This window comes from Paenibacillus sp. CH40 (genome assembly GCF_024213605.1).
Taxonomy (GTDB): domain Bacteria; phylum Bacillota; class Bacilli; order Paenibacillales; family Paenibacillaceae; genus Paenibacillus; species Paenibacillus polymyxa_B.
In genome coordinates this window covers 1,307,956-1,329,203 of record NZ_JANAVQ010000001.1, presented here as the reverse complement: position 1 = coordinate 1,329,203, position 21,248 = coordinate 1,307,956, and the positions used below count along the sequence as shown (strand labels likewise).

Sequence of the window (21,248 nt, the reverse complement as noted above, 5' to 3'; positions counted from 1 at the left end):
CACGCCATTCCTTTGAAGGAAGGGTAGAGGCATAACGTCAGTTGTTCATCCAGCCGACCCAGATCTTTCGTCCGTCTTCTTTCGGAATACCATCCCATGTCACGGCCGCGTAAAAGTCAGACCCGTAATCTATCCATTTGATCGTATCGAATGATTCCAACGTTTCATCCCTTGTAAATACCTTACCGTCAAAGTTGCCTATAAAATACATCATGCCAGAACCGCCTGCTGGTGGTTCTGAATCGTTTGGATTCACACCATTTCTATCCCCGACACTTAGCATCAGAACCCACTTAGTGATATTGGGATCCTCATCCACTTGGATTTTAAATACCTCAGGACATTCAAATATCCCTCGATGGATACCCGGAATATCGGAACCGAAATCGCTTGCAAAAGACCATTCCTTCAGATTCGAAGACGTGTAAAAGTCGACGCGGTCTCTTACGGCAAGAACCATAACCCACATTGACGATTCTTCATACCAAAACACCTTCGGATCACGAAAGTCTAGCGTTTTCGTTGGGAACAAAACAGGGTTACCTTCATAATTTTATCCAAGTTCGACCTTTATCCCTGCTGTAAGCGATGCTCTGCACCTGTGGTTTGCCGGCCTATATGTCTCCCTGTAATACAGATTTCCTGATCCTTTTCTGCTGCTAATATCATCTGATAAGTGCATTTTGTTAATGTTGCTCACGCTCCTTTGGGTTTAAATAAGATCCATATTAGAATTGATTCAACTCGTTCGGGACATATTACGTCCACCTTTCTATAGAAGCAACCAAGAAAAACTACAAGAGCACTCAAAACAACATGCCCATATTTAACAAAATAAACCACATGTGTACAAATGTCAAACTTTTTTTTACATTCGCATTATTTTTTAAATTAAAATAAACTTTTTAGTTTACATATGCACATTTTGATAGTGTTTCATCTGAAAACGGCCGTTTTTATTTGAGTTCTCCTTATCGCATTTAATTATTCAGTAAATAAAATGTAAACCATTGAATACCCAAATGATGTTATGATTTTCAATAAACTATCCAATTTATCAAATAAAATTTAGACATTTGGATTTTTTGACTAATTCTCTGAATAATTTTTCGTTTTTGAAATGAATAAATAGGAAAAGCAGTTCCTTTTAGCTTTCTAAAGCTTTATTATCTCTTTGACATTCTCCTGGAGAACACAGGTTGTATCTCTAGATCGCTTACCACCACGTGCGAGGTCTACTAAACAATATGATCCATCATGGTGGACACTTCGCTGATTTTGGAGTTCATCGCGTCTACGGTAAGGTGATATCGTCGAAGAGGTGGCTCACTACAGTCTTAATACAAAAGGCACCAAAAACCAAATTACGGTTTCAGGTGCCTTTTGGCTTTATGCGTTTGTGCTTTGTAATGCTTTTATAGCCAGTCCCAACCCTCCGCAATGATTTAGAGGTCATTTTTTTCATTGTTAAAACTCATGATTTTTTTATCTATCAAATCCATCCATATGTATTTAGTCAAGTTACATTTACTATATATAGAATTAACATATCTTTATTGGTGATGAACTGTGACCCCATTTGTGGATCCTTTTGAAAAGGGTCCCTATTCATCAATCATCAGGAGTCATCTTTTTTAATGTCCATTGGAACCGTTCGGTATTGTAATAGGTGATGTATTCGTTGACACGAACTCGCAGCTCTTGTAGGGATAAGCAATCCTTGAACTCTAATTCATCCTTCATATGCCCGAAGAACGTCTCCATCGAAGCATTATTCCAACAGTTTCCTTTTCGTGACATCGATTGTTTAAACCCAGCTTTAGCGATAATGGAACGAACTTCAGGATGTGTGTAATGGAATCCCTCGATAGCTCACGACTAACCGGTCTTTCTGAGTTCCCTTCCCCTACGCTCTTCCAGCAGCCCAGCTTCACCTGAAGAAGCATATGTTTTCCGCCAACGCTCCAGACATCTTTTTGGCGTCTCCTGTCCGATCAGTTCCAAGTAAAATCCTGTCTGTACGAAGATTTCCATGGGTGTATGCCCCGCTTGATTGGCCTGTACAGCCGCAATCTTAAAGGCAGGGGAATACGTGATATTCTCTGATACGCGAAGAACGGATGGATTCGACTCCAGTACCTTGATCTCTTTCTCCGTAAAAACCCGTCCGAGATTCTTCATAATCTACATCCCCACAAACTTTTATAATCTGATTAAAACGCAAAAGACCCGTAAGAGGGTACTTTTTTCAAAGTGTCCATCTTACGGGTCACAGTTCATGACTTAGGAGTGGACTTTTTTTATTTTTCAATAATTCTAGCTGTTTAGCTTCGCCTGCACGTACATAGCGGTCACAAACTCATGCTTCCTGGTCAAGTGCTGAAGCTCACTGTAGGACTCTTCCCACTCGCGATGCGCTTTAACATCCCCACGGTAATACATCTCGGCAATATGCCAAGCATCTGCTGCATCGGTTTTCACTTTTCGAAGTTGTGTGTCTTTGGATCGTTTCGCTTGCAAAGGATTGATGATGTAGTGAATCCATCCGCTACGTTTCAGATATCCTGCCAAACCTCGATGGTAATGTTCGGTTGCCTCGAAGACAACGACAGGCTCCACACCACTTGCCTCTTTCAGTTTGCTAGGCACTTCCCCTAGCCGCTCGAAACCTTCTTCACCATGCTGGAGGGTCTCCATCCTTCCATATGGTTCGTTACGCTTTTTGAAGGCCTGAATAACACTACATCCTTTCGCCACATCAATTCCAACAACGGGTTGCATAAAAACCTCCCTAATTCGATTTACCGGCATTCCCACCTGGTTTCCAAACCCATAGCTTAGCTTGTGATACGAGGTCATAGCCCTCAACCAGCTCAAACATGGTCGTTGGATGGATTTTGTACAGGTTCTTTTTCCCTAAGCCGCCCTCGTTCTCCGGGCTACCACCATCGTAAAACACCCATTAAAATAGGCAAACCAGAAAATTTCTTTCTGGCTGTCCTAATAATACGAAAAGCCGATATAATAGTGACTTTAAACGGTGCAATGTTCTTGTCCCTCGACACGTTGGCAGAGATTATTCATCACTATTGTAAAATAACTGGAAACATATGCATAAAAGTTGTATATTTAATTCATATTCTTGAAATTAATTCTAAATTTTAAAGGGGGGGAGTGATCGTGGTAAAGTGTTCATCCTAGCGCCAGGTAAGTAAGGATAAAATATCGCGCATCAGAAAAAGCAACAAATGGGGAGTAAAGATTATGAATGCAGAAAATTATTACGAATTTTGGTCCACTTTTCTTTATGAACAGGCTGGATGAAGGGCTTATGCTATGGGGCGGTGCTCGTCCCGATCCTTCTTCTGGTAAATGTCCGTTTGATTTGGAGAAAGGCGATAAATAATTATAGCAGCGCAAGCGGCTAAAACGATGAGGAGATGTAGATATGAAAACGACTTGGCCTTTGTCCGGTATTACTCTGGTATGCACTGAATGCAAGAGTGATCTTTATGAGGCGGACAACTGTTTAATCTGCGAGACCTGCGGCCTCGAATACGCCTGGGAAGAGGGCCTCGCAAGTATGTTAATTGACCGTCCTGTAGCGGAGAAGCTTGCCGAAGGCGCGGCGCAAAAGGAAGCGATCATCGGCATGTTTGACTCTATTAACCGGTCGCTTGAGGAGAAAAGACTGTCCAGATTTTCCACCTTTATTAACTGGGGTTATGCATCCGATAACGAACTACCGGGCGGCCGTCAAGGTATTAACCACAGCAGTATCCAGCTGCTTCGCGAAATTATTGGCGGCCTAGATGTTTCAGGCAAGGATATCCTGGAAATCGGTTGTGGACGGGGAGGCAACGTGAGCGAGCTATGCAAAAACTATGGGACCGGCAGCGTGGTCGGCATTGATCTGACACCGTCCAATATTCAATTTTGCCAAAGGAATAACCGATATGAGCAGGCTTACTATTGTATTGGCGACGCGGAGCAGCTGCCTGTTAAAACGGAAAGCTGCGACATTGTGCTGAACATCGAGTCTTCGCATTTGTACCCTCATATTGAGCTGTTCTTTACGGAGACCTACCGTGTATTAAAGCCAGGTGGGACATTTTTGTATGCGGATATTATGAGCGCTTCCGACGTGCCGCGCTATGAAGAGCAGTGGCAAAGACTAGGCTTTCACACCTCGTTGATCCGGGATATTACAGGCAATGTATTACAATCGGGAGACGATGCTCTGGATACCCGCCTGCATGCGCTTGAAGGCTCCTTAGAAGGGGAAGATCGAGTATGGGAATGGCTGGAGGCACCCGGCACGCAAAATCATACCGATATGGTCGCAGGTAGAAGAGTATTCAAAATTGTCCATTTGGTGAAGATGCCTCCGGCACCGAAGGAGAGCCTAGCCATGGTTGAAGGAGGAGCAGCGGTGAGTAATGCTTGACCATTAACAGACGTTAACTGGGCGTGTCCGCAGTGCAAGCAAACGCTTGTGAAGAGAGAGTTCTCATTCGACTGTACGTCATGCGGCGAAAGCTACCTCATGACCGCTGGCTCGATTCCATGTCTGCTTGTGGAAAGTGACGCGTTAGAAACGATGGAGCATAAGGTGCAGAAGGAGGCGGTTAAAGAGCTGGCAAGCGACAACACAAGGAAGACTCGATTTATTTTCAAGATTACAGTTCCAGACTCGTTCGCCCTGTTTTATTTATAGACCGGATAAGAAACTGACTTAAGAAGAGCTATCTTGCAAAATGAAATTACAATTGTCGCTAATCCCAACGGCAGCTGACATGGCAAATTCGGTAGCGTTATCCGACAGTGGAATTCCTTTATTTATGTTGATACTTAGCATTGTATTAATATCATAGCCCTCATTTTTGTATAATCCGACGGTCGATCCGCAGCCGGCTACAATTTTTAAACAGCGGTTCTCCAATATCGGAGAACCGCTGTTTTGTCTAGACAATATTTACGGGGCCTACTTCTCCGCAGATAGGGCACATGTCTTTTATTGCACGGTGTGCTTTTGGCCAAAACCTCTTCAGCGCTTGATAGACTTCCTTTTTGTCCTTGATAACATATGCATGAACTGCTCCTACTTCAGATGATGGTGGGCGGACATCAACGTGCAGCTGTTGTACTGGTTCACCTCGCCAGCCAATCCCGAGAAACCCCAGATCTTTGTTCATGTATAGTTCTCTAATCGGCCCCATTGCTTTGGAAACAGGTAACCACTTATTTATCGCCCACAGACGATTTACTCGCATGCCAATAATAAATACGATAGACTCCCCATCGATCTCGGCCTTATATCTTCCCTTCTGAATTCCTCACTTCACTTCTCCTTTTCACCCAACATGGTTCTCTGTTCAATAAACTTGATGTTGCTGGCAATGTGATAGACTTCGTTCTTCGTCAGGCCTTCTTTGTTGAGGTGACCCGCAGGATCGAAAGCCTGTACGTTGGTCCACATGAAATCCAATGTCTGTAATTTTCAACATCTCTTCCTCTGGGATTAAACGAAATATAAAATTCTTTTTCGGAGGAGATTGATTTTTGTCTTCAGCGATGATGCAACAATCTGAATCATGGATTACTAGATTTCACATTAAAAGTAGCGAATTTCCTTTTGTTTCTCATTACAAAAATTGACATTTCATATGAAAATAAGTAATATAATTAGAAACATTTATACTGTAATAGGACCTTTCTCATCCCCCTCTTTTTAAATTCCTGATCCTACCTAATTTAAGGAGTGAAATGCTATGTGCGCACGAACGCTAAAAGCGAATACAAGGAATGTAATCGGTAACTATTGCAAATGGATCACAGTTGGTATGATTTTAACTTTCACGGGTTGCCCGCTTGCATCCGCCGCTCCCTCACCCTCATCCCCTAGTAAAACTAGTGAACCCTCCTCTTCCCTAGTTACATTTCAATTGCAAGAGGCTACGATTGCTCAAATGCAGGAAGCGATGAAGTCAGGGGCACTGTCAAGTGTCGAGCTCACTGCTCTGTACCTTAACCGGGTATATGCCTATGATTCTAGTGGCATTCGACTGAATTCCATCCCTATTCTGAACCCCGACGTACTAAAAGAAGCTGCTCAAGCTGATCAACTAAGGGCACAAGGTATTAAGACTGGTCCTCTGCAAGGCATCCCCTACACGGTTAAAGACAGCTACAAGGTTAAGGGACTCACTGTCGCTTCTGGATCTCCGGCTTTCAAAAACCTGATGGCAAAGGACGATGCCTTTACAGTAGAAAAGATACGCAAATCCGGTGGGGTGCTCATTGGTAAAACCAATATGCCGCCAATGGCAGCAGGGGGAATGCAAAGAGGCGTTTATGGCCGTGCTGAAAGTCCGTACAACCCAGATTATTTGGCTGCAGCCTGGTACTCTGGCTCCTCTAACGGATCTGGCGTATCAACAGCCGCCAACCTCGCTGCCTTCGGTATGGGGGAAGAAACGGTATCCTCTGGAAGATCACCGGCATCTAACAATGGTTTAATTGCCTACACCCCATCGCGGGGCCTAATCTCCATTCGGGGGAATTGGCCGCTCTTCCCTATACGTGATGTCGTTGTCCCACATACGAGGACTGTCGAGGACATGCTCCGCTTGCTTGACGTGATCGTTGTAGAAGATAAGATCACCAAGGGCGATTTCTGGCGAGAGCAGAAAGCCGTTCGGCTCCCTTCTGTCAACAGTGTCCGTCCCAAATCCTATTTAGAGCTGCGAGACATTCAAGCTTTGAAAGGCAAACGCATTGGCGTTCCGAAAATCTATATCGGTAAGGACCATGAAACCACAACTCCGATCAAATTCAGACCTTCGATACAGGCATTATGGGAAAAAGCTGTAAAGGATTTAACTGCTCTTGGAGCTGAGGTTGTGGAAGTTGACTTCCCCTTGCAGGCGAATAGCGAGAAGGACCGGCCAACAGCGAAAACACCTGAAGAGCGTGGTTTGATGCCGGCAAAGTGGGCTGAAAAGGAATTCGGGTTGCTTAATCCTTATGCAGCTGAGGAATTCCTTAAAAGTGTGGGAGATCCAAATTTCCCGTCATGGGCAAATATCGACCCTGCAACCGTCTTCCCGAATCCGCCCGGTTCGGTAGATGCCAAACGTGGCAGAGACCTTGGCCACTATGACGTATTCATTGAAACCATAAAGAAAGGCGTCACCCCTTACGAACAAATTCCTCAGTTTCAGGAAGGTCTGAGGGGGCTTGAAAATGTACGAAAGATTGATTTTGAAGATTGGATGAAGCAAAACAACCTTGATTTTATTGCATTCCCGGCAAATTCGAATATCGGCAAAGCTGACTCCGATGTGAATGAAACGTCCTACGAGGAGGCTTGGGAGAATGGCAACTATTTCTCCAATACGAATTTCATTCTACGCGAGTACGGGATCCCAAGTGTGTCTGTGAGTATGGGCGCTATGAAGGATACCGGTATGCCCGTTAATCTGACGATGGCAGGTGCCGCATACAGCGATAATGACCTGCTTCGTTACGCTTATTCCTATGAGCAGGCGACCAAAAACCGTCCTATTGCAGCACGTACGCCAGCGCTTGAGGATGAAACCTTTTCCTATAACCCGCAAACCACTCTCCCACCCTTTAAACGCAAGGAAACAGGAACCCCTGTACTTAAGTTGAATGCTTCGATCACGGATGATGTTCTCGCTTTGGAAGGTTCAGTCACAGATCAAAGTGATATCGTCCAGCTTAAAGTTTATGTCAATGGCATTCGTGTCGTTATTACAGAAGATAAAGCCAATTGGTCAGCAACGCTTCCAACTACTAAATACAAACAGGATGGTGCCTCCCAAGCTGATACGCTGCATATTCTCGTGCTGGCCAAGGATATTTACGGAAATACCTCTGCTCAAGTCAAGTCTGTCAATTTACCCCAACGATAAAGGACATCATAGAACTGACTATAATTGTGGGTTCCCTGACCGTAAGATTATCATTAGAAAAGCTATCGCTGCAGCTAGCCTGAGCAACGGGATAGAGTGTAATATCCTAATTCCTATTGCTGTTGCAATCCCGCTTCCATTTAATTGGTATTTGAAGGGAGCGGGCTGTAAGCTATCACCAAATAACTTGACGTATTGAACGATATTTTTGAGCGGTTTGGGGCTGGGGCTATTGACGGATTTGTTGGTTGAAAGAGGCTTGTTCAGAAGCGAATATGCAGGTTCGACTCTGAGGGCACACTTGGGTATTTAACACCTGATACTGTTGAGGACAAGGACTTGTACCTATTGCCGTAAGGACAAGAGATTTAGATTATCAGGTCAGCTATGTATAAATCATTTTGTGTCATGGGATAAAAGGACAAACAGGGTAACCGCCCTTTTATCCATGACAGGTTGCATTTAATACTGTCCATTATGACAGAGGCTATTACTTAGCGCATTCAGCCATTACAATATTTCGATATACCCTTCTGTTCCATGCACACGAATTCGTTGCCCATCTTTTATCAGTTTGGTAGCATTCTCCACTCCGACAACTGCGGGTAAGCCATATTCACGTGCGATAACGGCTCCATGAGTCATCAGTCCACCAACTTCGGTGACTAGGCCTTTTATAGATACAAACAATGGTGTCCAGCTGGGGTCAGTAAAGGCGGTGACTAATATATCTCCATCTTCCAGATCAGCATCTTCCATCTTTAAGATGACACGTGCTCGACCCTCTATAATTCCGGTAGAAACAGGCAGACCTACAATCGCTTCGGCTGGGAGATTTTCTCGATTGTACTCACCCGCAATGATTTCACCATCAGACGTGATTACACGCGGGGGAGTTAGTTTTTCATATAATTTATAATCGTCTTTTCGTTTACGGATGATCTGATAATCCAGTTTATTTGTGCGTACGACTTCGTGAAGTTCTTCAAAAGTGAGATCGTATATATCTTCTTTCTCGTGAATAACGCCAGCTTGTACGAGTTGTTCGGCTTCTTTTAGTAAAGCCTGCTTATAAACGAAGTAGCGATTAACCATGCCGTATTTGGGATATTCACGATAACCGATGAAATTCCGGATCAGATCGATCATTCGTTTTGTTTCTTTGGCTTTTTGTTCACCATCCGGTAATTGCTTCAATCGATCTAATAACTCTTGTTCTTTTTTCAAAGCCTCCTGTCGCCCTTGCTCAAATTTCCAATTGCCAGCATTAGGCTCAAAGTTTTTGATATTACTGAGAATCATGGGGACAAGTATAATTGGTTTTTCACTCCAACGAGTTCTCGAAATATCGATTTCACCGGCACATCGCATTCCGTATTTGTTGAGATAAGCATAGATAGCGTCTTGAGTTTCCTGTCCACCATCCAACTTAACCAGTTCATCCAAAAAATTATCATCTTTTACATGTTGTAAATAATCAATTACCTCCGGATAAGGACGAATCGCATCTGCGACATCCAATAGCGCCAGACCCATTTCCGAAGTAATGTTGTTTGGTACAGATTGAGAAAGCGTATCTGCTGCGTTTTTTTCACCTAACCACTCGTACATTTTTTCATTGATCCATGACGAAGCATTCATAGCAGTCATAAAAACCTTTGAACTTTGTGGGTCAAATAAGATCTTCTTTAATTCTTGGAGATCTTCCAGAATAAAATCAAATAAATCTGCTCCTGATTTCGTTTGGATGTTTTGTTTTAATTTTTCTATCGATGTTTGACTGTTCTTAATCAAATCAGAAACGATTGCCGGATCGTTTTCGATTTGTGCTTGAAAACCTGCAGACGACCTACCTTTACTGCTATTACCGGGACTCCGTTCTGTTCTATCATCTGGTAACGATTTTATAAAATCTCGCTCTATTAGGGTCATAAATGCGTCTTTTATGAGCGGATCAGATTGTCCAAGGGTATTTAAGAAAGTTTCTCTGCTGACAGGTGAAGCCAGCATTTGTGTAACATCAACAAACAGCCTTCCACCGGCTATACGCATGGGTGCAGGAGTTATTAACAGATAAAAAGACAATCCCAATGGTTTTATCGGGTCAGTCATCATTTGTTGATGACCGACAGATACATAAACGTGATTTTCCTGATCATTTGCTTCAGGGATCGGGTATAAAGTCGTGATTGGACGACTCTGGACTATATAAAAAGTATCATTGGCCAAACACCATTCGATATCTTGTGGGCAACCAAAATGAGCCTCGATATGTCTTCCGATACGTGCCAGTTGCAAAATTTGTTGTTCAGTAAGGGTTTGAGTCTTTTGCTGATCAGGCTCGATCTGCTTTGTCTCTGTTCCGCCTTCTTTTCGTCCATAGATAGCCAATTTTTTGGTTGCTATCCTCTTATCGACGATTGCCTCTTCCTGTACTTTATAACAATCGGCAGAGACCAAGCCAGAGACCAAGGCTTCTCCAAGTCCAAAACTAGCATCGATCGATAGCAGCTTCCGGTTGGATGTAATCGGATCAGCGGTAAATAAAATTCCTGAAGCCTGTGGGAAAACCATCCTTTGAACAATAACGGATAAATAAACTTGACTGTGGTCAAATCCATTTTGCATACGATAGATAACCGCGCGATCCGTAAATAGGGAAGCCCAACATTTGCTGATATGCTGCAAGATTGCTTCTTTGCCGATGATATTTAAATAGGTGTCTTGTTGACCAGCAAAAGAGGCATGTGGCAAATCTTCAGCAGTCGCACTGGAACGCACTGCGTAAGCATGTTCTTCTCCAAACCGGGAGAGATAGTGAGTAACTGCTTCCACAACATCGGCAGGAACTTCTACTTCCATAATGATTTGTCGAATCTGCCTGCTGATTTCACCAATTTGAGCACGATCTTCTGCTTTTAGCCTTGTTAGTCGATCCAACAATGCATAATACGTTTCTTTTTGTTCGATGGCTTTTTGATACCCCACTGTTGTAACACAAAATCCTTCTGGTACATGTATTCCTTCAATTTTTGATAATTCCCCTAAATTCAACCCTTTTCCGCCAACGAGCAAAAACTGCGTTTTTTCCATTTCCTGAAAACCGAGAACCAAAGAACTCATTCAATATCTCTCCTAACTATTAAATTGAGAAAAAAACATTTGACAAGAGTTTAGCGGCATGGTAAAGTTAAAGTGTAAGATGTGATATTTATGACCACTCAAACTAAGAAATCACAATCTAATTATATCATCGTGTCTGTTTTATATGCAATATAAAAGAACCTGATAAAACTATCCAGGTTCTTTTTTTGATTTTCCACTATCATTAGCCAAATCAAAAACCGTAGCTCGGGCTGAACTCAGTTACTGCATAGTTCCATATCGGTTCTATGCAGCCTAAAGAAATCCTGAAGTGGCGTCCGGTTCTTATTGAGCTAACCTGCCCGTTAGCTTAAGGAAGAACCGTCAGTCTTTTTCTAGTCTACAACTTTATTTTCTTCTGACAGCTGATGCAGGATTTCTAGCTTGCTGCGTTCGATTAGGCTAAGATGTGAATAACTCATGGACTGATTCTCCTTGTGTGAATGCTGGTGTTGGAACTTTCATTCTACACGAATCAGGTCATGGGCCATTTTTTTATTGATTTCCAGCAGGTGTCCACTTCATATTACAATCCGTCAAATGAAGAAAGGATGGTAGTGAAAGATGAAACTGGAAGCAAACAACAAGTTAGTCATGATTGGAGTTTCTGTCACGGTGCGAATGCGGCTGTAACGGCCGATAAGAGATTAAGGAACAAATAGAGCCTTGTCAATGAAAAAGGAGGCTTCTTGGCGAAGCAAAGGTGCTTTGGAGCGGAAATCGACTGAACCGTCAGAATTGGTTATTGTGACTGGATCCGTAACTCCGGCAGCAACAAGCTTGCTTACGGCCTTGATAGCCGATTCATCGGTTTGCCCTGCCAATCGCACCTCATCGCCAAGCGGCCATGGAAGAGGAATGCGCGTTAAGATGACGGCCATTTCTTCCCGAGTTATCGTGCGATCCGGTTCAAATCGGCCTCCGGGCTCCTCCCCCAACCAATGATGCTCGACCGCCGCCTGTATCTCTTTGACCGCAAAATGGTGTTCGATATCCGTGTAACCGGATTTCGATTTGGAGGGCGGATAGCCGACAGCATGCAGCAGCATTGTGATGAATTCCGCCCGGGTCATGGGTGCCTTGGGGTCAAAGCTGCGCCCATCTCTTCCATTGATGATATCCAGCGAATGGAGCTTTTCAATAGACGGTTGGTAGGGGCTTTCTTTCGAGACATCGGAAAACAGCGCTTTTTCCTGCATTTTGGGCGAATAGGCTAACGGTGATTTGGTAGGTCTGTACATATAAGCAATACCGCCATCCTTTTGTTCAAGAAATGCTATTTTCTTCCCGTGGTCATCCATAAACAACAAGGGATCTATCTTTTTCAAAGTAGTCTTGCCATTCCTCAATTTGTATTTGTCTTCCGCTACAAGTTGTCCGTTATTGTACGTAATTCTAGTCACAAATGCCGGGGTATGCAGGTCTCTGTATAATCCGACGTAACGCGCGGCTTGCTGTTCTGTGAGAGGTGATACCGATTCAGGCGTCTCGGTGCTCTTCGGATAATAATGGTTCATAAAGGCAGCATACAAATCCGAGCGCAATTCGGAATCATTATTATAAATGACGAACAATCCCGTTTTGCGCTCAGGCAGTAGCCATATCCATGAGGCATATCCGGGGATGTTCCCGCCTTTGCCGACGACATACTGACCATTCGACAGTCCATTGAAAATGCTTTCAAATCCATAGCTTGTAATAGGTATGGCCGGATGAGCGAAAACGGAAAACTTGCTCATTCGCTGAACACTTTGTTCGCTTAACATTTGCCGATCTCCGGCCTTTCCTTTTTGCAGAAGCATGACCATGAATTTAGCCATATCGCTTCCGGTGGACAACATTCCGCCCTGAGGCATGTCCGTAGGATAAATGCCATACTCCGGATATGGCGTGCCTTGCGGATCGTAAGCTGTAGCCATTCGGGCTTTAAGCTCTGTGGTTACAAGATCATGGGAAGAATTCATGCCGAGCGGCTGAAAGATGTTTTTATCCATGTATTCATGAAAAGGGAGCCCGGTAACTTGTTCCACGGCATATCCCGCCAAAGCAAAAGCATAATCGTCATACTGGTAGGCTTCCCCCGGCGTCCGGACGATGGTTGGCATTCGATCAATTAAGAAATCTCGAAGAGAAGTCTCTTGATTAAGAAGATCGGGCGAGGCGTCATCATCTTTTTCATATGGGAAATCGAACCCAGTCATGTGGGTCAGCATATTTTCCATAGTTAGCGGTTTACCTGTCGAATTGGGTATTGTGATACCTCCGAGATAGGATTGGATGTCCTGATCCAGCTTGATCTTCCCTTGGTCAGCAAGCTGCAGCACAGCCGCAGCCGTAAACGTCTTAGAAATGGAACCGATGCGAAAAACGGTATTGGAATCAACTGGGGTTTTGCTTTCTTTGTTTGCATACCCGTATCCTTTGGATAAAACTACTTGTCCGTCCTGAACGACGACGAACATGGCACCCGGGACATTGAACTTCTTCAAGCTTTCCCCAAAGTAATTGTCCGCGAAGGCCTCCACTTCTTTGGGGTCAACCGGACCGCTTGGAGCAGCAGGAACAGCTGCAGGTTGAATCGCTGTGATTGTTTGCCCCTTAAGAGGGGGCTGTTCCGCACTAACACTATGCCCTCCGACCAAAGCAATCAAGTAAGTCACAGCTAGAGACGTGCTTAGCGTTACAGCGAGCACTTTTGTAACTCTTTTTTTACGCATTAGAAAATTCTCCTTCAATGAAATTGGTATAGGCTGGAAGTGCCCTCTCAGTATAACATGATGGATTATTTCCCCACACAGTCTTCCGTCTAGTTCATTACCTAGACTAAGGTCAAGCAAAAAAGGATCAGGCCGCAGCAGCGACCTGATCCTTTGCACTATTATTTTCAATGCTTGTACTGCGGATAAACACGGCCCTACTCAAGCGCTTCCTGGGGTCCCGCCAACATTTTAACGAAAATATACGCTAAGCCTTTGGATGTGGCCGGCATAGCGTTTTTTTACTCCTAAGGGGCTTCCGCATACAATATAGGAAACATTAACCTAAATTTCGAAAGTAACCTTCTATTAAAAAACAAAAAAAAGGGCTCAAATCTTTGGTAGAATGGTGTTTGCGAGAACAAAATCACCCAAAGAGAGGAGCACCTTTTAGGTGAAGTCTACCACACCCATCCATAAAATCAAGACCGAATTTTCACTGGATCAGTCCACAAGCATCGGAGGAAGCAAGATATTCCTCGATTATCTCGAAAAAATTAAACTGAGCCAGGTGCTGCAAATCTTAGCCGGAGGCAAAGCACACAATGCCTTGTTTTCCGTGCATCGCATTCTGCTATATCTCATTGTCGGCTGGGTTCTCGGCTGTGAGCGTCTTTTTCACTTTCGCCGATGGCAAAAGGACTCTCTCCTTCAGCGGTTTCTTGGAGGACGCTGTCCACACCACTCCCTTCTCTACAAAGAACTGGATCGGCTGGGGAAAACCAATCCCCATGTTCGAATGGAACTCCGGCAAGTGAACCTCGAAGTGATCCGGCCTTGTCTGCCTTCCAAGCTCATTCTTGATTTGGATTCGACGGTGGAGACGGTCTATGGCCATCAGGCCAAAGCAGCAAAAGGCGTGAATGCCCATAAACCGGGGCGAAAAAGCTACCACCCCTTGCTCGCTTTTGAGGGACAGTCCCGCCTTTGCCTGAATGCCGTGCTCCGCTCAGGAAATGTTCACTCCTCCACCGAGGCTGTCCCTTTTCTGGAAGAGACCTTTAACCTCTTCGGTCAGCATCAGGTTCTCTATTCCCGGTTTGACAAAGGTTTTGGCGGCGAAGACTTCTATTCCATGTGGGAGGGGCGGAAGATTGGATACGTGGGCAAAATGAAATGGACAAAGCGTTTGGCAACAGAAGTGGCCGCTTGCCGGTACTGGAAACGTTACGTGGACGAAGACTGGATCATTGAAGGCATCGCTCTTGGGTACCAAGCCACGTCTTGGAAAAAGCCTCGGCGGGTCGCCGTGATCCGCAAGGCAAAAGTCGTTGATGATGACCAAGCTTGTCTCCTGCTGGATACCGACTGGGAGTACGAGGCCATCGTCACGAACCTGGATTGGGAATCCATCGATTTGTGGCGCTTTTATAACCAACGCTGTTGTATGGAGAACTACATCAAGGAAGCCAAACGCGGATTTTCCATCGACAAAATCGCCACCGGCTCTTTTGAAGCGAATGAAATCGACCTGCTCGTCAAATTGCTGGCCTATAACCTCTGCGAACCGGTTCATAGGGGCTATACCAATGCAAGGTTTCGTCTGGAATTCTTCCACTGTGCAGCAACGCTGGTGAGTCACAGTCGAACCACCGTCCTCAAACTGGCGAAGATATTCACAAACCGCCACAGCTGGAAACGGATGGAATTCCGCATTGCCCAGCTAGAATGAAGACTTCTAAAATCTAACATGGAAATTCAGATGCCCGGTCTTCTGGGTGGGGGAAGTTGTATGCTGGAAATCAATTTTTGAATATTCCCCCTGTAAATTATCCCTGATTCTTACAGGTTTTTCGAACACTGAGTCTCTCGATTCCTTACTGTTACGGGCTTTCGAAATTCAGGATAAAGTGAATTTACTTTTTAACTCATACTTATTGTATTCTTTTCCATTTCCATTAATAATATCTTCTATATCCCATGTAAGTTCTTTGCATTTTTGAATTATATGCTGCTTGTTCAATGAAATAAAAATTGTAACAAGAGCACTGATTGTTAATAAACCCGCAGCAATCGCAACCACAAATGTCAAATTTTGATTAAGTGTATCATTTCTAAATTCACCAATAAGGATACTAAAAATATTATGTATTTTCTCCATATAAAAACCTCGCACATTTTTTTCGCAATATTTAAAAATCTCATTTACATATGATACGGTTCACTGGAATTAATATTCAACTATCCTGCCCGTTACTTCAATGAAAACTAGGGAACAGCTGCAACGGCAATCTGCTCCCTGGTTATTCCACTAACGTTTCCCGTTAGCGTAATGTCCAGTTAATTGTATTAGTCTCCGACTCTTCGAAGATTAAAGATTAGTTTGACAAGCACATTTGCTTGATCGATCGTCTGTTTGACAGTTGCAGCGGCAGAGCGATCAGTGGCTAACCGAAGACCTTGGCCCGCCCAGAGTGACATGTACTCAGGGTTATTCGCTTTTGCAGCTGCCTGGCGAATGTCCCTCGTCATTGCGTTTTGAATTGGGTAGGCAGGAATTTTTCCGGGATACCGATGCATGTCATTCATAAATTCTGTTCGAATACCTCGTGCGGCTTTGCCAGAGTACACGCGAGTAATTTCGGTGCAATCCTCATTTTCTGAAAGAATCTTCTGTTTGTACGTTGTATGAGCACCGCTTTCGGGACACGCCAGAAAGGCAGTTCCCATTTGTACGGCGGCGGCTCCTAATGCGAGGCTTGCTATAAGCCCCCTTCCATCCATGATGCCTCCCGATGCGATGACTGGAATTGTTACATGATCCACGATCTGCGGAACAAGAGCCATGGTGCCTATCTGAGTGTCGGAAACGCTCTTCAAGAATGTGCCGCGATGTCCCCCAGCTTCACTTCCCTGGGCTACAATTGCGTCTACACCAGCCGCTTCCAATTGTTTGGCTTCTTCAATTGTTGTTGCTGTACCAATTACAATTGTTCCACGCTGCTTCATCGTTTGGATCACATCTTGCGGTGGTATGCCAAAGGTAAAACTAAACACCGGGATTTCTTCATCCAGTAATACTTGCACCTGCTCTTCAAACGACTCCGAATATTTCTGGATCGCTGGATTTTGTGCAATGCCAAGTTCGACGCGATAAATATTTAGGTGATCTGCCATTTGTCCGATCGTTTCTTCCGATTCTATTCGTTGCTCAGGTACAAACAAGTTGACTCCAAACGGCTGATCCGTTAGTTGTTTGATCTCTCGTATCATGCTTCGGAGTTGTTCTGGTGTTAAGTATCCGGCACCTAAGTTGCCTAGACCCCCGGCGTTTGAAATTGCTGCTACCAATTCAGGAGTCGTAGGTCCACCTGCCATCGGCGCTAGGAAGATCGGGTATTGAATTTTGAGGGTACGTGTTAATTCTGTCTCAAGCATTTTTGAAAACCTCCTATTGTTGAACCTATAATGGAATCTTCATGATTTCGATTAATGCGAATTTCAAAGAAGTTTGTTACTCCATCTATTTAAGGCAGCCACCAAACTATCCTGCCCGTTAAGTTAACAAAAGAATAAGGAACTACCGCAAAGGAAGCTCCTCAACTATCGTTTCCCGTTAGAATTCCTGTAGAATGAATCATCAATGATACTGGCCTGTAATGTGTTCATTCGCATCTTTCAGTATTTTGGAGAGTATCACAATTTGCCCTGCATGATATCCGTAGTGTGCCGCAACCTGAACAAGAAGCTGGCTAATTTCTCTCGCTTCATAGGTTTCATCCTCTGAAGCGCTAACCCGAAGCATTCTGTTCCAATCCTCGTGGTCATAGCGGATTGTAACTTCTCTTTTTAAATCCTCATCAGACAAAACTGATAATATACTTACCGATTCGGATCGTGTCCTCATAAGAACGCTAATCAACTCATCTTTTGATATGCCACCTTCAGAATTAAATTCTCGAGTACGTTCCCGAATGAATGGTTTGTTTCCGATTGCACTTATGAGGTTCTGATATTCGTTACCTGCTAAATGCAAGCAAAGATTACCGATGCTGTTCATGGAATCCTTCATTTTCTTCCAAATCAAATCATCATCAAGCGGGTTTATGCTCTTTATAATTCGATCGAGCTGCTTGTTCATGTCTTCGAGTACATGCTTTATTAGGTCTGGCATGACCATTTCCCCCTCTGTAAACTTATTTTTATTATTCGTTAAACTCTGGGTATTTCCTTTAATTATCCTGCCCGTGGGACTTGATCCCGAGCGCTATAATGTTCACCCCTATTTGTCATGACCATGATTGAGGCTGGTTGGGACTTTAGATCCCCGGTAAATTTACATGAAGGATAGATCAGATGAACCCCGTTATTGGGCTAGACATTTCTAAAGAAGAAAGCCACGGACAGGCCTTTTTAGATCGTGGAAAACCATACAGAGGGACCTTTCATTTCGAACATACGTGTGAAGGACTTGAGAAATTGCTTCAAGCTATTCGAGACGTCGAGTATGTATCTGGATATCGTCCTACGTTGATTCTCGAAGCAACCGGGCACTCCCAAAGCCCCGTCGTTCAGTTCTTGGAGGAGCATCACTATTTATTCATTGTTATCCATCTGCTCATTTCAAATCGGCTTAGAAAATCCAATCTTCGGAAAGTTAAAACGGATGCCGCGGATGCTTATCTTTTGGGCGATCTTTACTATAGGGAAGAATTCGAACCTTACAAAAAAAAGGGTGTGCAGCTGCTTAATCTGCGCTATCTGACTCGGTAATATGAGGCATTTTCAAAGATGTGTGTGCAAACAAAGCTGCAGTTCCAAGCTGTCTTGGATCAGGTTTTCCCTGCATATAAAGGTGTCCAAGATCAGCCTTCTACTTTCTTCAAAACGAGGTCGTTCAGAAAATTGGATTAACAAACGAGTCCAACGATTGCTCGATGCAGCAAAACAAAATCCCTTTCAGCAAACGATGTACTCAAGCCACTTGATTAATCTAAAGATCCTGATCGCCCGTATTCTTCAGTACCAGGAGCATCTTGCTGAGTTAGAACAGAACATAGATGCCCTGGCTAAAGAGATTGAAGAGTATGATTTAATCCAGACTATTCCCGGTATTGGCCATAAAATTGCTGCAACAATTTTATCGAAAATTGGAGAAGTCGACCGATTTGATCATCCAAAGAAACTGGTCGCGTTTGCTGGCATTGACCCCAGTGTTTTTGCTTCAGGTAAGTTCACAGCAACTCGAAATCGAATCACCAAACGCGGTTCCCGGCAGCTTCGATATGTCCTAGTTATGGCCGTGCAGTGTGGGTTGATCCGTTCTCGCAACACTCGGATTAAAGATTTTTACGACCGCAAAAGAGCCGAAGGAAAGCCTCACAAAGTTGCTCTAGTGGCATGTGCAAATAAGCTGGTTCATTGGCTGTATGCCATTTTAAAAAGTAAGAAATCATTCCGTCCGACATAACAAAAAGTTAATGGTATAACCTTCCAATACAACTCGAATTGGAGGGTTGTTGGGCATGCTTATTTTTCACTATACCATAAGGTTTCTAAATTGTTTTGCTGGAAATGTTGACAAGCTATTAGCTGGTATAGTTCAGCGAACGAAGCACGTATAGTGAACCTCTTATATTTTTTCCGGGCTGCTCTTCTTTGCACTTGGAAAATGGGAAAACATATAAGTTTCTATAATACACTTCATCTCACATGTTAATAATTAGCCCGAGTCAACTAGCTTTGCAAAAGCCGGTACAGCAGCGCCTCTCCCTTATTCTCGAACGTTCGCTGGTTCTCCAGAAATTCAGGTACCTTCGACAGCCGAGAGGGTCTGTACCCGGGGCCGCCGCAGCCGCAGGAGTGGTAAGCGTATCCTTGTTGATATAGTAGCTCTACCTTTTTCCACTGCTTGATATCCGTTTGCTTGGGGGCCTGAAAATCATGACCCATGTCATGCATGGATGCCTGGCATTGCGGACAGACATGGATAATCCGTTCATATTCATCCTTCGACATTTCAAACCTTGATGGCTGCTTATATACCTTCCTGCAGGTAAAGCATGCAAATATATCTTTATATGGGCCGTACATTGCATATCTGCACATTTCGTTCCCCCCTTATAATCTAGAATCGGTCTGGCATTTTTCACTTACATCATGGAAATATTTCAGTATTTTTTAAATTGTAAATAATTTTTCTTTTGATGCAGCAGTTTAGGAAGTTCCCCGGTGAGCGGTTGCGTAAAACAATATACCCGACTACTCTTTCATTCTATACGAATCAAGCCTTAAGAACTTTTACTCCCCAAACTATTTATAATGCTCCCTCGCTCAAATAAATTAAATTGAATTTGGGTAAACAGCCGGAACATTATACATCTCCATGTACAATTGATTTTTTATGAATTTAAATTGCGAGTCTGTCAAAAGTTCGGGATAGCTCATGATACATAGAGTGTATTCAAGGAGGATTTCACCTATCATGTATACAAGGACGAAAACTCCTATGATGATTCCTCCAGTTTGACCCCGCCTGAGGGTATATAACAATACTCACGAGCAAAAACGGAATGACACAGCCAGCACGTTTCCGCCCATAAATTTTGCTGCAGTCTCGCATTTCTTACCCGCTCTTTCACCGACATATCCAACTTGTGGAACAGCCCCATGAATTCCTCACTTCTTTAATATTCATAGATGTTAATTTGAGCTAGCTGCCTTATTTCTTGATATAATCAGCGAACTTCCGAAGAAAATCGAGCGAATGGATATCCTCTCTGAGATGATGATGAACCAGATCATCCATTTTAGTTGTTTCCTTATTCAGCATGTATTCAAGCATAGCTTGGTGCTCATGCCAGATGCCTATCAGCTTCCCTGTTTCCAGCATATGCAGCTTGCGATATCTGATATAGTGAACATTCGACTGCTGAATGAGCTGCCAAAGAAATCCCCGCCCCACCAATTGGAACATGGTTTGGTGGAACTGATCATCCAAACTGAGAAATTGATCCGTAGCATGATCTTCTTCAATCACAGCTCTCTGTCTGTCCAGAATATCGCTCAGCTTCTGTACATCGCTTAATGCAATTTGCGAAGAAAGCTCCTTCATAATCTCCTTTTCCAATGCGCTTCTTAAGTAAATAATTTGTTCAACGGACTCCAGATCAATATAGGACACAATGTTCCCCTTCTTGGGATAAATATCAATGTAGGACTCAAGCGCAAGCCACTTCAATACATCGCGTAGCGGAGTTCTGGACAGCTGGAAGCGTTCTGACAAAGTCGTCTCGCTGAGAAGAGTACCCGGCTTTAAGGTCAGTGACAAAATATCTTTTTTCAACAGTTGCATGATTTCTTCTTTTGTAAACATATCATTCCTACCTTCACTTTATAAATCTAGTAGACTTATTATAAAGCATTTTGAGGTGACGGACTCCTCTGAGATTATCATTGACAAGAACAAACC

17 protein-coding genes and 2 pseudogenes are annotated in these 21,248 nt (G+C 43.7%); 7 read left to right on the top strand and 12 right to left on the bottom strand.

What is annotated here, in order from left to right; all coding sequences use genetic code 11:
- Nucleotides 1–37: 37 nt before the first annotated feature.
- From NLX73_RS05890 to NLX73_RS05875, 4 genes are all read right to left on the bottom strand, one after another.
- Nucleotides 38–532: a glycoside hydrolase family protein gene (locus tag NLX73_RS05890; RefSeq protein ID WP_254325598.1), complete on the bottom strand. Its 495-nt coding sequence runs from the start codon at nucleotides 530–532 to the stop codon at nucleotides 38–40.
- Between the two features lie 1,079 nt (nucleotides 533–1,611).
- On the bottom strand, nucleotides 1,612–1,827 hold the full coding sequence (locus NLX73_RS05885) for an integrase core domain-containing protein (protein WP_367997089.1): 216 nt from the start codon (nucleotides 1,825–1,827) through the stop codon (nucleotides 1,612–1,614).
- A gap of 51 nt (nucleotides 1,828–1,878) precedes the next feature.
- Nucleotides 1,879–2,181 carry a hypothetical protein gene (locus tag NLX73_RS05880; protein WP_254325596.1) on the bottom strand — a complete coding sequence of 101 codons (303 nt, stop codon included), beginning with the start codon at nucleotides 2,179–2,181 and terminating at the stop codon, nucleotides 1,879–1,881.
- Between the two features lie 135 nt (nucleotides 2,182–2,316).
- Entirely contained in the window at nucleotides 2,317–2,781 is a 465-nt protein-coding gene (locus NLX73_RS05875) for an IS110 family transposase (protein ID WP_254325595.1), read from the bottom strand.
- Between the two features lie 487 nt (nucleotides 2,782–3,268).
- Between NLX73_RS05875 and NLX73_RS05870 the strand changes: the two genes are divergently transcribed.
- Genes NLX73_RS05870 through NLX73_RS05860 form a run of 3 tightly spaced genes read left to right on the top strand, consistent with a single transcriptional unit; the run spans nucleotide 3,269 to nucleotide 4,717 of the window.
- The gene (locus tag NLX73_RS05870; protein ID WP_250261288.1) at nucleotides 3,269–3,406 is read left to right on the top strand and encodes a hypothetical protein; all 138 of its coding nucleotides are present in this window, start codon (nucleotides 3,269–3,271) and stop codon (nucleotides 3,404–3,406) included.
- 42 nt (nucleotides 3,407–3,448) lie between these two features.
- Nucleotides 3,449–4,447: a methyltransferase domain-containing protein gene (locus tag NLX73_RS05865; RefSeq protein ID WP_250261287.1), complete on the top strand. Its 999-nt coding sequence runs from the start codon at nucleotides 3,449–3,451 to the stop codon at nucleotides 4,445–4,447.
- A 48-nt stretch (nucleotides 4,448–4,495) separates the two neighbouring features.
- Complete coding sequence (locus NLX73_RS05860; RefSeq protein ID WP_235309777.1) at nucleotides 4,496–4,717, top strand: hypothetical protein; 222 nt, start codon at nucleotides 4,496–4,498, stop codon at nucleotides 4,715–4,717.
- A gap of 247 nt (nucleotides 4,718–4,964) precedes the next feature.
- On the opposite strand, the gene NLX73_RS05855 is transcribed toward NLX73_RS05860, so the two are convergent.
- Nucleotides 4,965–5,279 carry a monooxygenase family protein gene (locus tag NLX73_RS05855; RefSeq protein ID WP_323873432.1) on the bottom strand — a complete coding sequence of 105 codons (315 nt, stop codon included), beginning with the start codon at nucleotides 5,277–5,279 and terminating at the stop codon, nucleotides 4,965–4,967.
- Between the two features lie 492 nt (nucleotides 5,280–5,771).
- Between NLX73_RS05855 and NLX73_RS05845 the strand changes: the two genes are divergently transcribed.
- Nucleotides 5,772–7,937 (top strand): amidase, encoded by a 2,166-nt coding sequence (locus NLX73_RS05845; protein ID WP_254325594.1) that lies wholly within the window; start codon nucleotides 5,772–5,774, stop codon nucleotides 7,935–7,937.
- A gap of 189 nt (nucleotides 7,938–8,126) precedes the next feature.
- A pseudogene (locus NLX73_RS25070) lies at nucleotides 8,127–8,250 on the top strand (LLM class flavin-dependent oxidoreductase); the annotation flags it as partial.
- Between the two features lie 197 nt (nucleotides 8,251–8,447).
- Here NLX73_RS25070 and ppsA read toward each other — a convergent pair.
- Complete coding sequence (gene ppsA / locus NLX73_RS05840) at nucleotides 8,448–11,060, bottom strand: phosphoenolpyruvate synthase (RefSeq protein ID WP_254325593.1); 2,613 nt, start codon at nucleotides 11,058–11,060, stop codon at nucleotides 8,448–8,450.
- Nucleotides 11,061–11,728: 668 nt separating this feature from the next.
- Nucleotides 11,729–13,798, bottom strand: coding sequence for a serine hydrolase domain-containing protein (locus NLX73_RS05835; protein WP_254325592.1), 2,070 nt, complete (start codon nucleotides 13,796–13,798; stop codon nucleotides 11,729–11,731).
- 433 nt (nucleotides 13,799–14,231) lie between these two features.
- On the opposite strand from NLX73_RS05835, the gene NLX73_RS05830 reads away from it, so the two are divergent.
- Nucleotides 14,232–15,509, top strand: coding sequence for an IS1380 family transposase (locus tag NLX73_RS05830; protein WP_226000125.1), 1,278 nt, complete (start codon nucleotides 14,232–14,234; stop codon nucleotides 15,507–15,509).
- A 168-nt stretch (nucleotides 15,510–15,677) separates the two neighbouring features.
- Here NLX73_RS05830 and NLX73_RS05825 read toward each other — a convergent pair whose 3' ends face one another.
- The 3 genes from NLX73_RS05825 to NLX73_RS05815 all read right to left on the bottom strand — a co-directional run bounded on the left by NLX73_RS05825 (nucleotide 15,678) and on the right by NLX73_RS05815 (nucleotide 17,951).
- Nucleotides 15,678–15,938: a hypothetical protein gene (locus NLX73_RS05825; protein WP_254325591.1), complete on the bottom strand. Its 261-nt coding sequence runs from the start codon at nucleotides 15,936–15,938 to the stop codon at nucleotides 15,678–15,680.
- A gap of 188 nt (nucleotides 15,939–16,126) precedes the next feature.
- Nucleotides 16,127–17,215, bottom strand: a complete 1,089-nt coding sequence (locus NLX73_RS05820) for an NAD(P)H-dependent flavin oxidoreductase (RefSeq protein ID WP_254325590.1) — start codon at nucleotides 17,213–17,215, stop codon at nucleotides 16,127–16,129.
- Between the two features lie 202 nt (nucleotides 17,216–17,417).
- Nucleotides 17,418–17,951 (bottom strand): DUF1572 family protein, encoded by a 534-nt coding sequence (locus NLX73_RS05815; protein WP_254325589.1) that lies wholly within the window; start codon nucleotides 17,949–17,951, stop codon nucleotides 17,418–17,420.
- A gap of 182 nt (nucleotides 17,952–18,133) precedes the next feature.
- On the opposite strand from NLX73_RS05815, the pseudogene NLX73_RS05810 reads away from it, so the two are divergent.
- Nucleotides 18,134–19,247: pseudogene (locus tag NLX73_RS05810) on the top strand (IS110 family RNA-guided transposase).
- A gap of 266 nt (nucleotides 19,248–19,513) precedes the next feature.
- Here NLX73_RS05810 and NLX73_RS05805 read toward each other — a convergent pair.
- Nucleotides 19,514–19,885 (bottom strand): hypothetical protein, encoded by a 372-nt coding sequence (locus tag NLX73_RS05805; protein ID WP_254325588.1) that lies wholly within the window; start codon nucleotides 19,883–19,885, stop codon nucleotides 19,514–19,516.
- Between the two features lie 613 nt (nucleotides 19,886–20,498).
- Nucleotides 20,499–21,152 (bottom strand): GntR family transcriptional regulator, encoded by a 654-nt coding sequence (locus NLX73_RS05800; protein WP_165176826.1) that lies wholly within the window; start codon nucleotides 21,150–21,152, stop codon nucleotides 20,499–20,501.
- Nucleotides 21,153–21,248: the final 96 nt, after the last annotated feature.

Excerpts from the sequence above, each read along its gene's own strand:
- NLX73_RS05800 (WP_165176826.1), bottom strand. The coding sequence starts at position 21,152 with ATGTTTACAAAAGAAGAAATCATGCAACTGTTGAAAAAAGATATTTTG.
- NLX73_RS05875 (WP_254325595.1), bottom strand. The coding sequence starts at position 2,781 with ATGCAACCCGTTGTTGGAATTGATGTGGCGAAAGGATGTAGTGTTATT.
- NLX73_RS05815 (WP_254325589.1), bottom strand. The coding sequence starts at position 17,951 with ATGCCAGACCTAATAAAGCATGTACTCGAAGACATGAACAAGCAGCTC.
- NLX73_RS05880 (WP_254325596.1), bottom strand. The coding sequence starts at position 2,181 with ATGAAGAATCTCGGACGGGTTTTTACGGAGAAAGAGATCAAGGTACTG.
- ppsA (WP_254325593.1), bottom strand. The coding sequence starts at position 11,060 with ATGAGTTCTTTGGTTCTCGGTTTTCAGGAAATGGAAAAAACGCAGTTT.
- NLX73_RS05845 (WP_254325594.1), top strand. The coding sequence starts at position 5,772 with ATGTGCGCACGAACGCTAAAAGCGAATACAAGGAATGTAATCGGTAAC.
- NLX73_RS05870 (WP_250261288.1), top strand. The coding sequence starts at position 3,269 with ATGCAGAAAATTATTACGAATTTTGGTCCACTTTTCTTTATGAACAGG.
- NLX73_RS05825 (WP_254325591.1), bottom strand. The coding sequence starts at position 15,938 with ATGGAGAAAATACATAATATTTTTAGTATCCTTATTGGTGAATTTAGA.
- NLX73_RS05820 (WP_254325590.1), bottom strand. The coding sequence starts at position 17,215 with ATGCTTGAGACAGAATTAACACGTACCCTCAAAATTCAATACCCGATC.
- NLX73_RS05835 (WP_254325592.1), bottom strand. The coding sequence starts at position 13,798 with ATGCGTAAAAAAAGAGTTACAAAAGTGCTCGCTGTAACGCTAAGCACG.
- NLX73_RS05805 (WP_254325588.1), bottom strand. The coding sequence starts at position 19,885 with ATGTGCAGATATGCAATGTACGGCCCATATAAAGATATATTTGCATGC.
- NLX73_RS05865 (WP_250261287.1), top strand. The coding sequence starts at position 3,449 with ATGAAAACGACTTGGCCTTTGTCCGGTATTACTCTGGTATGCACTGAA.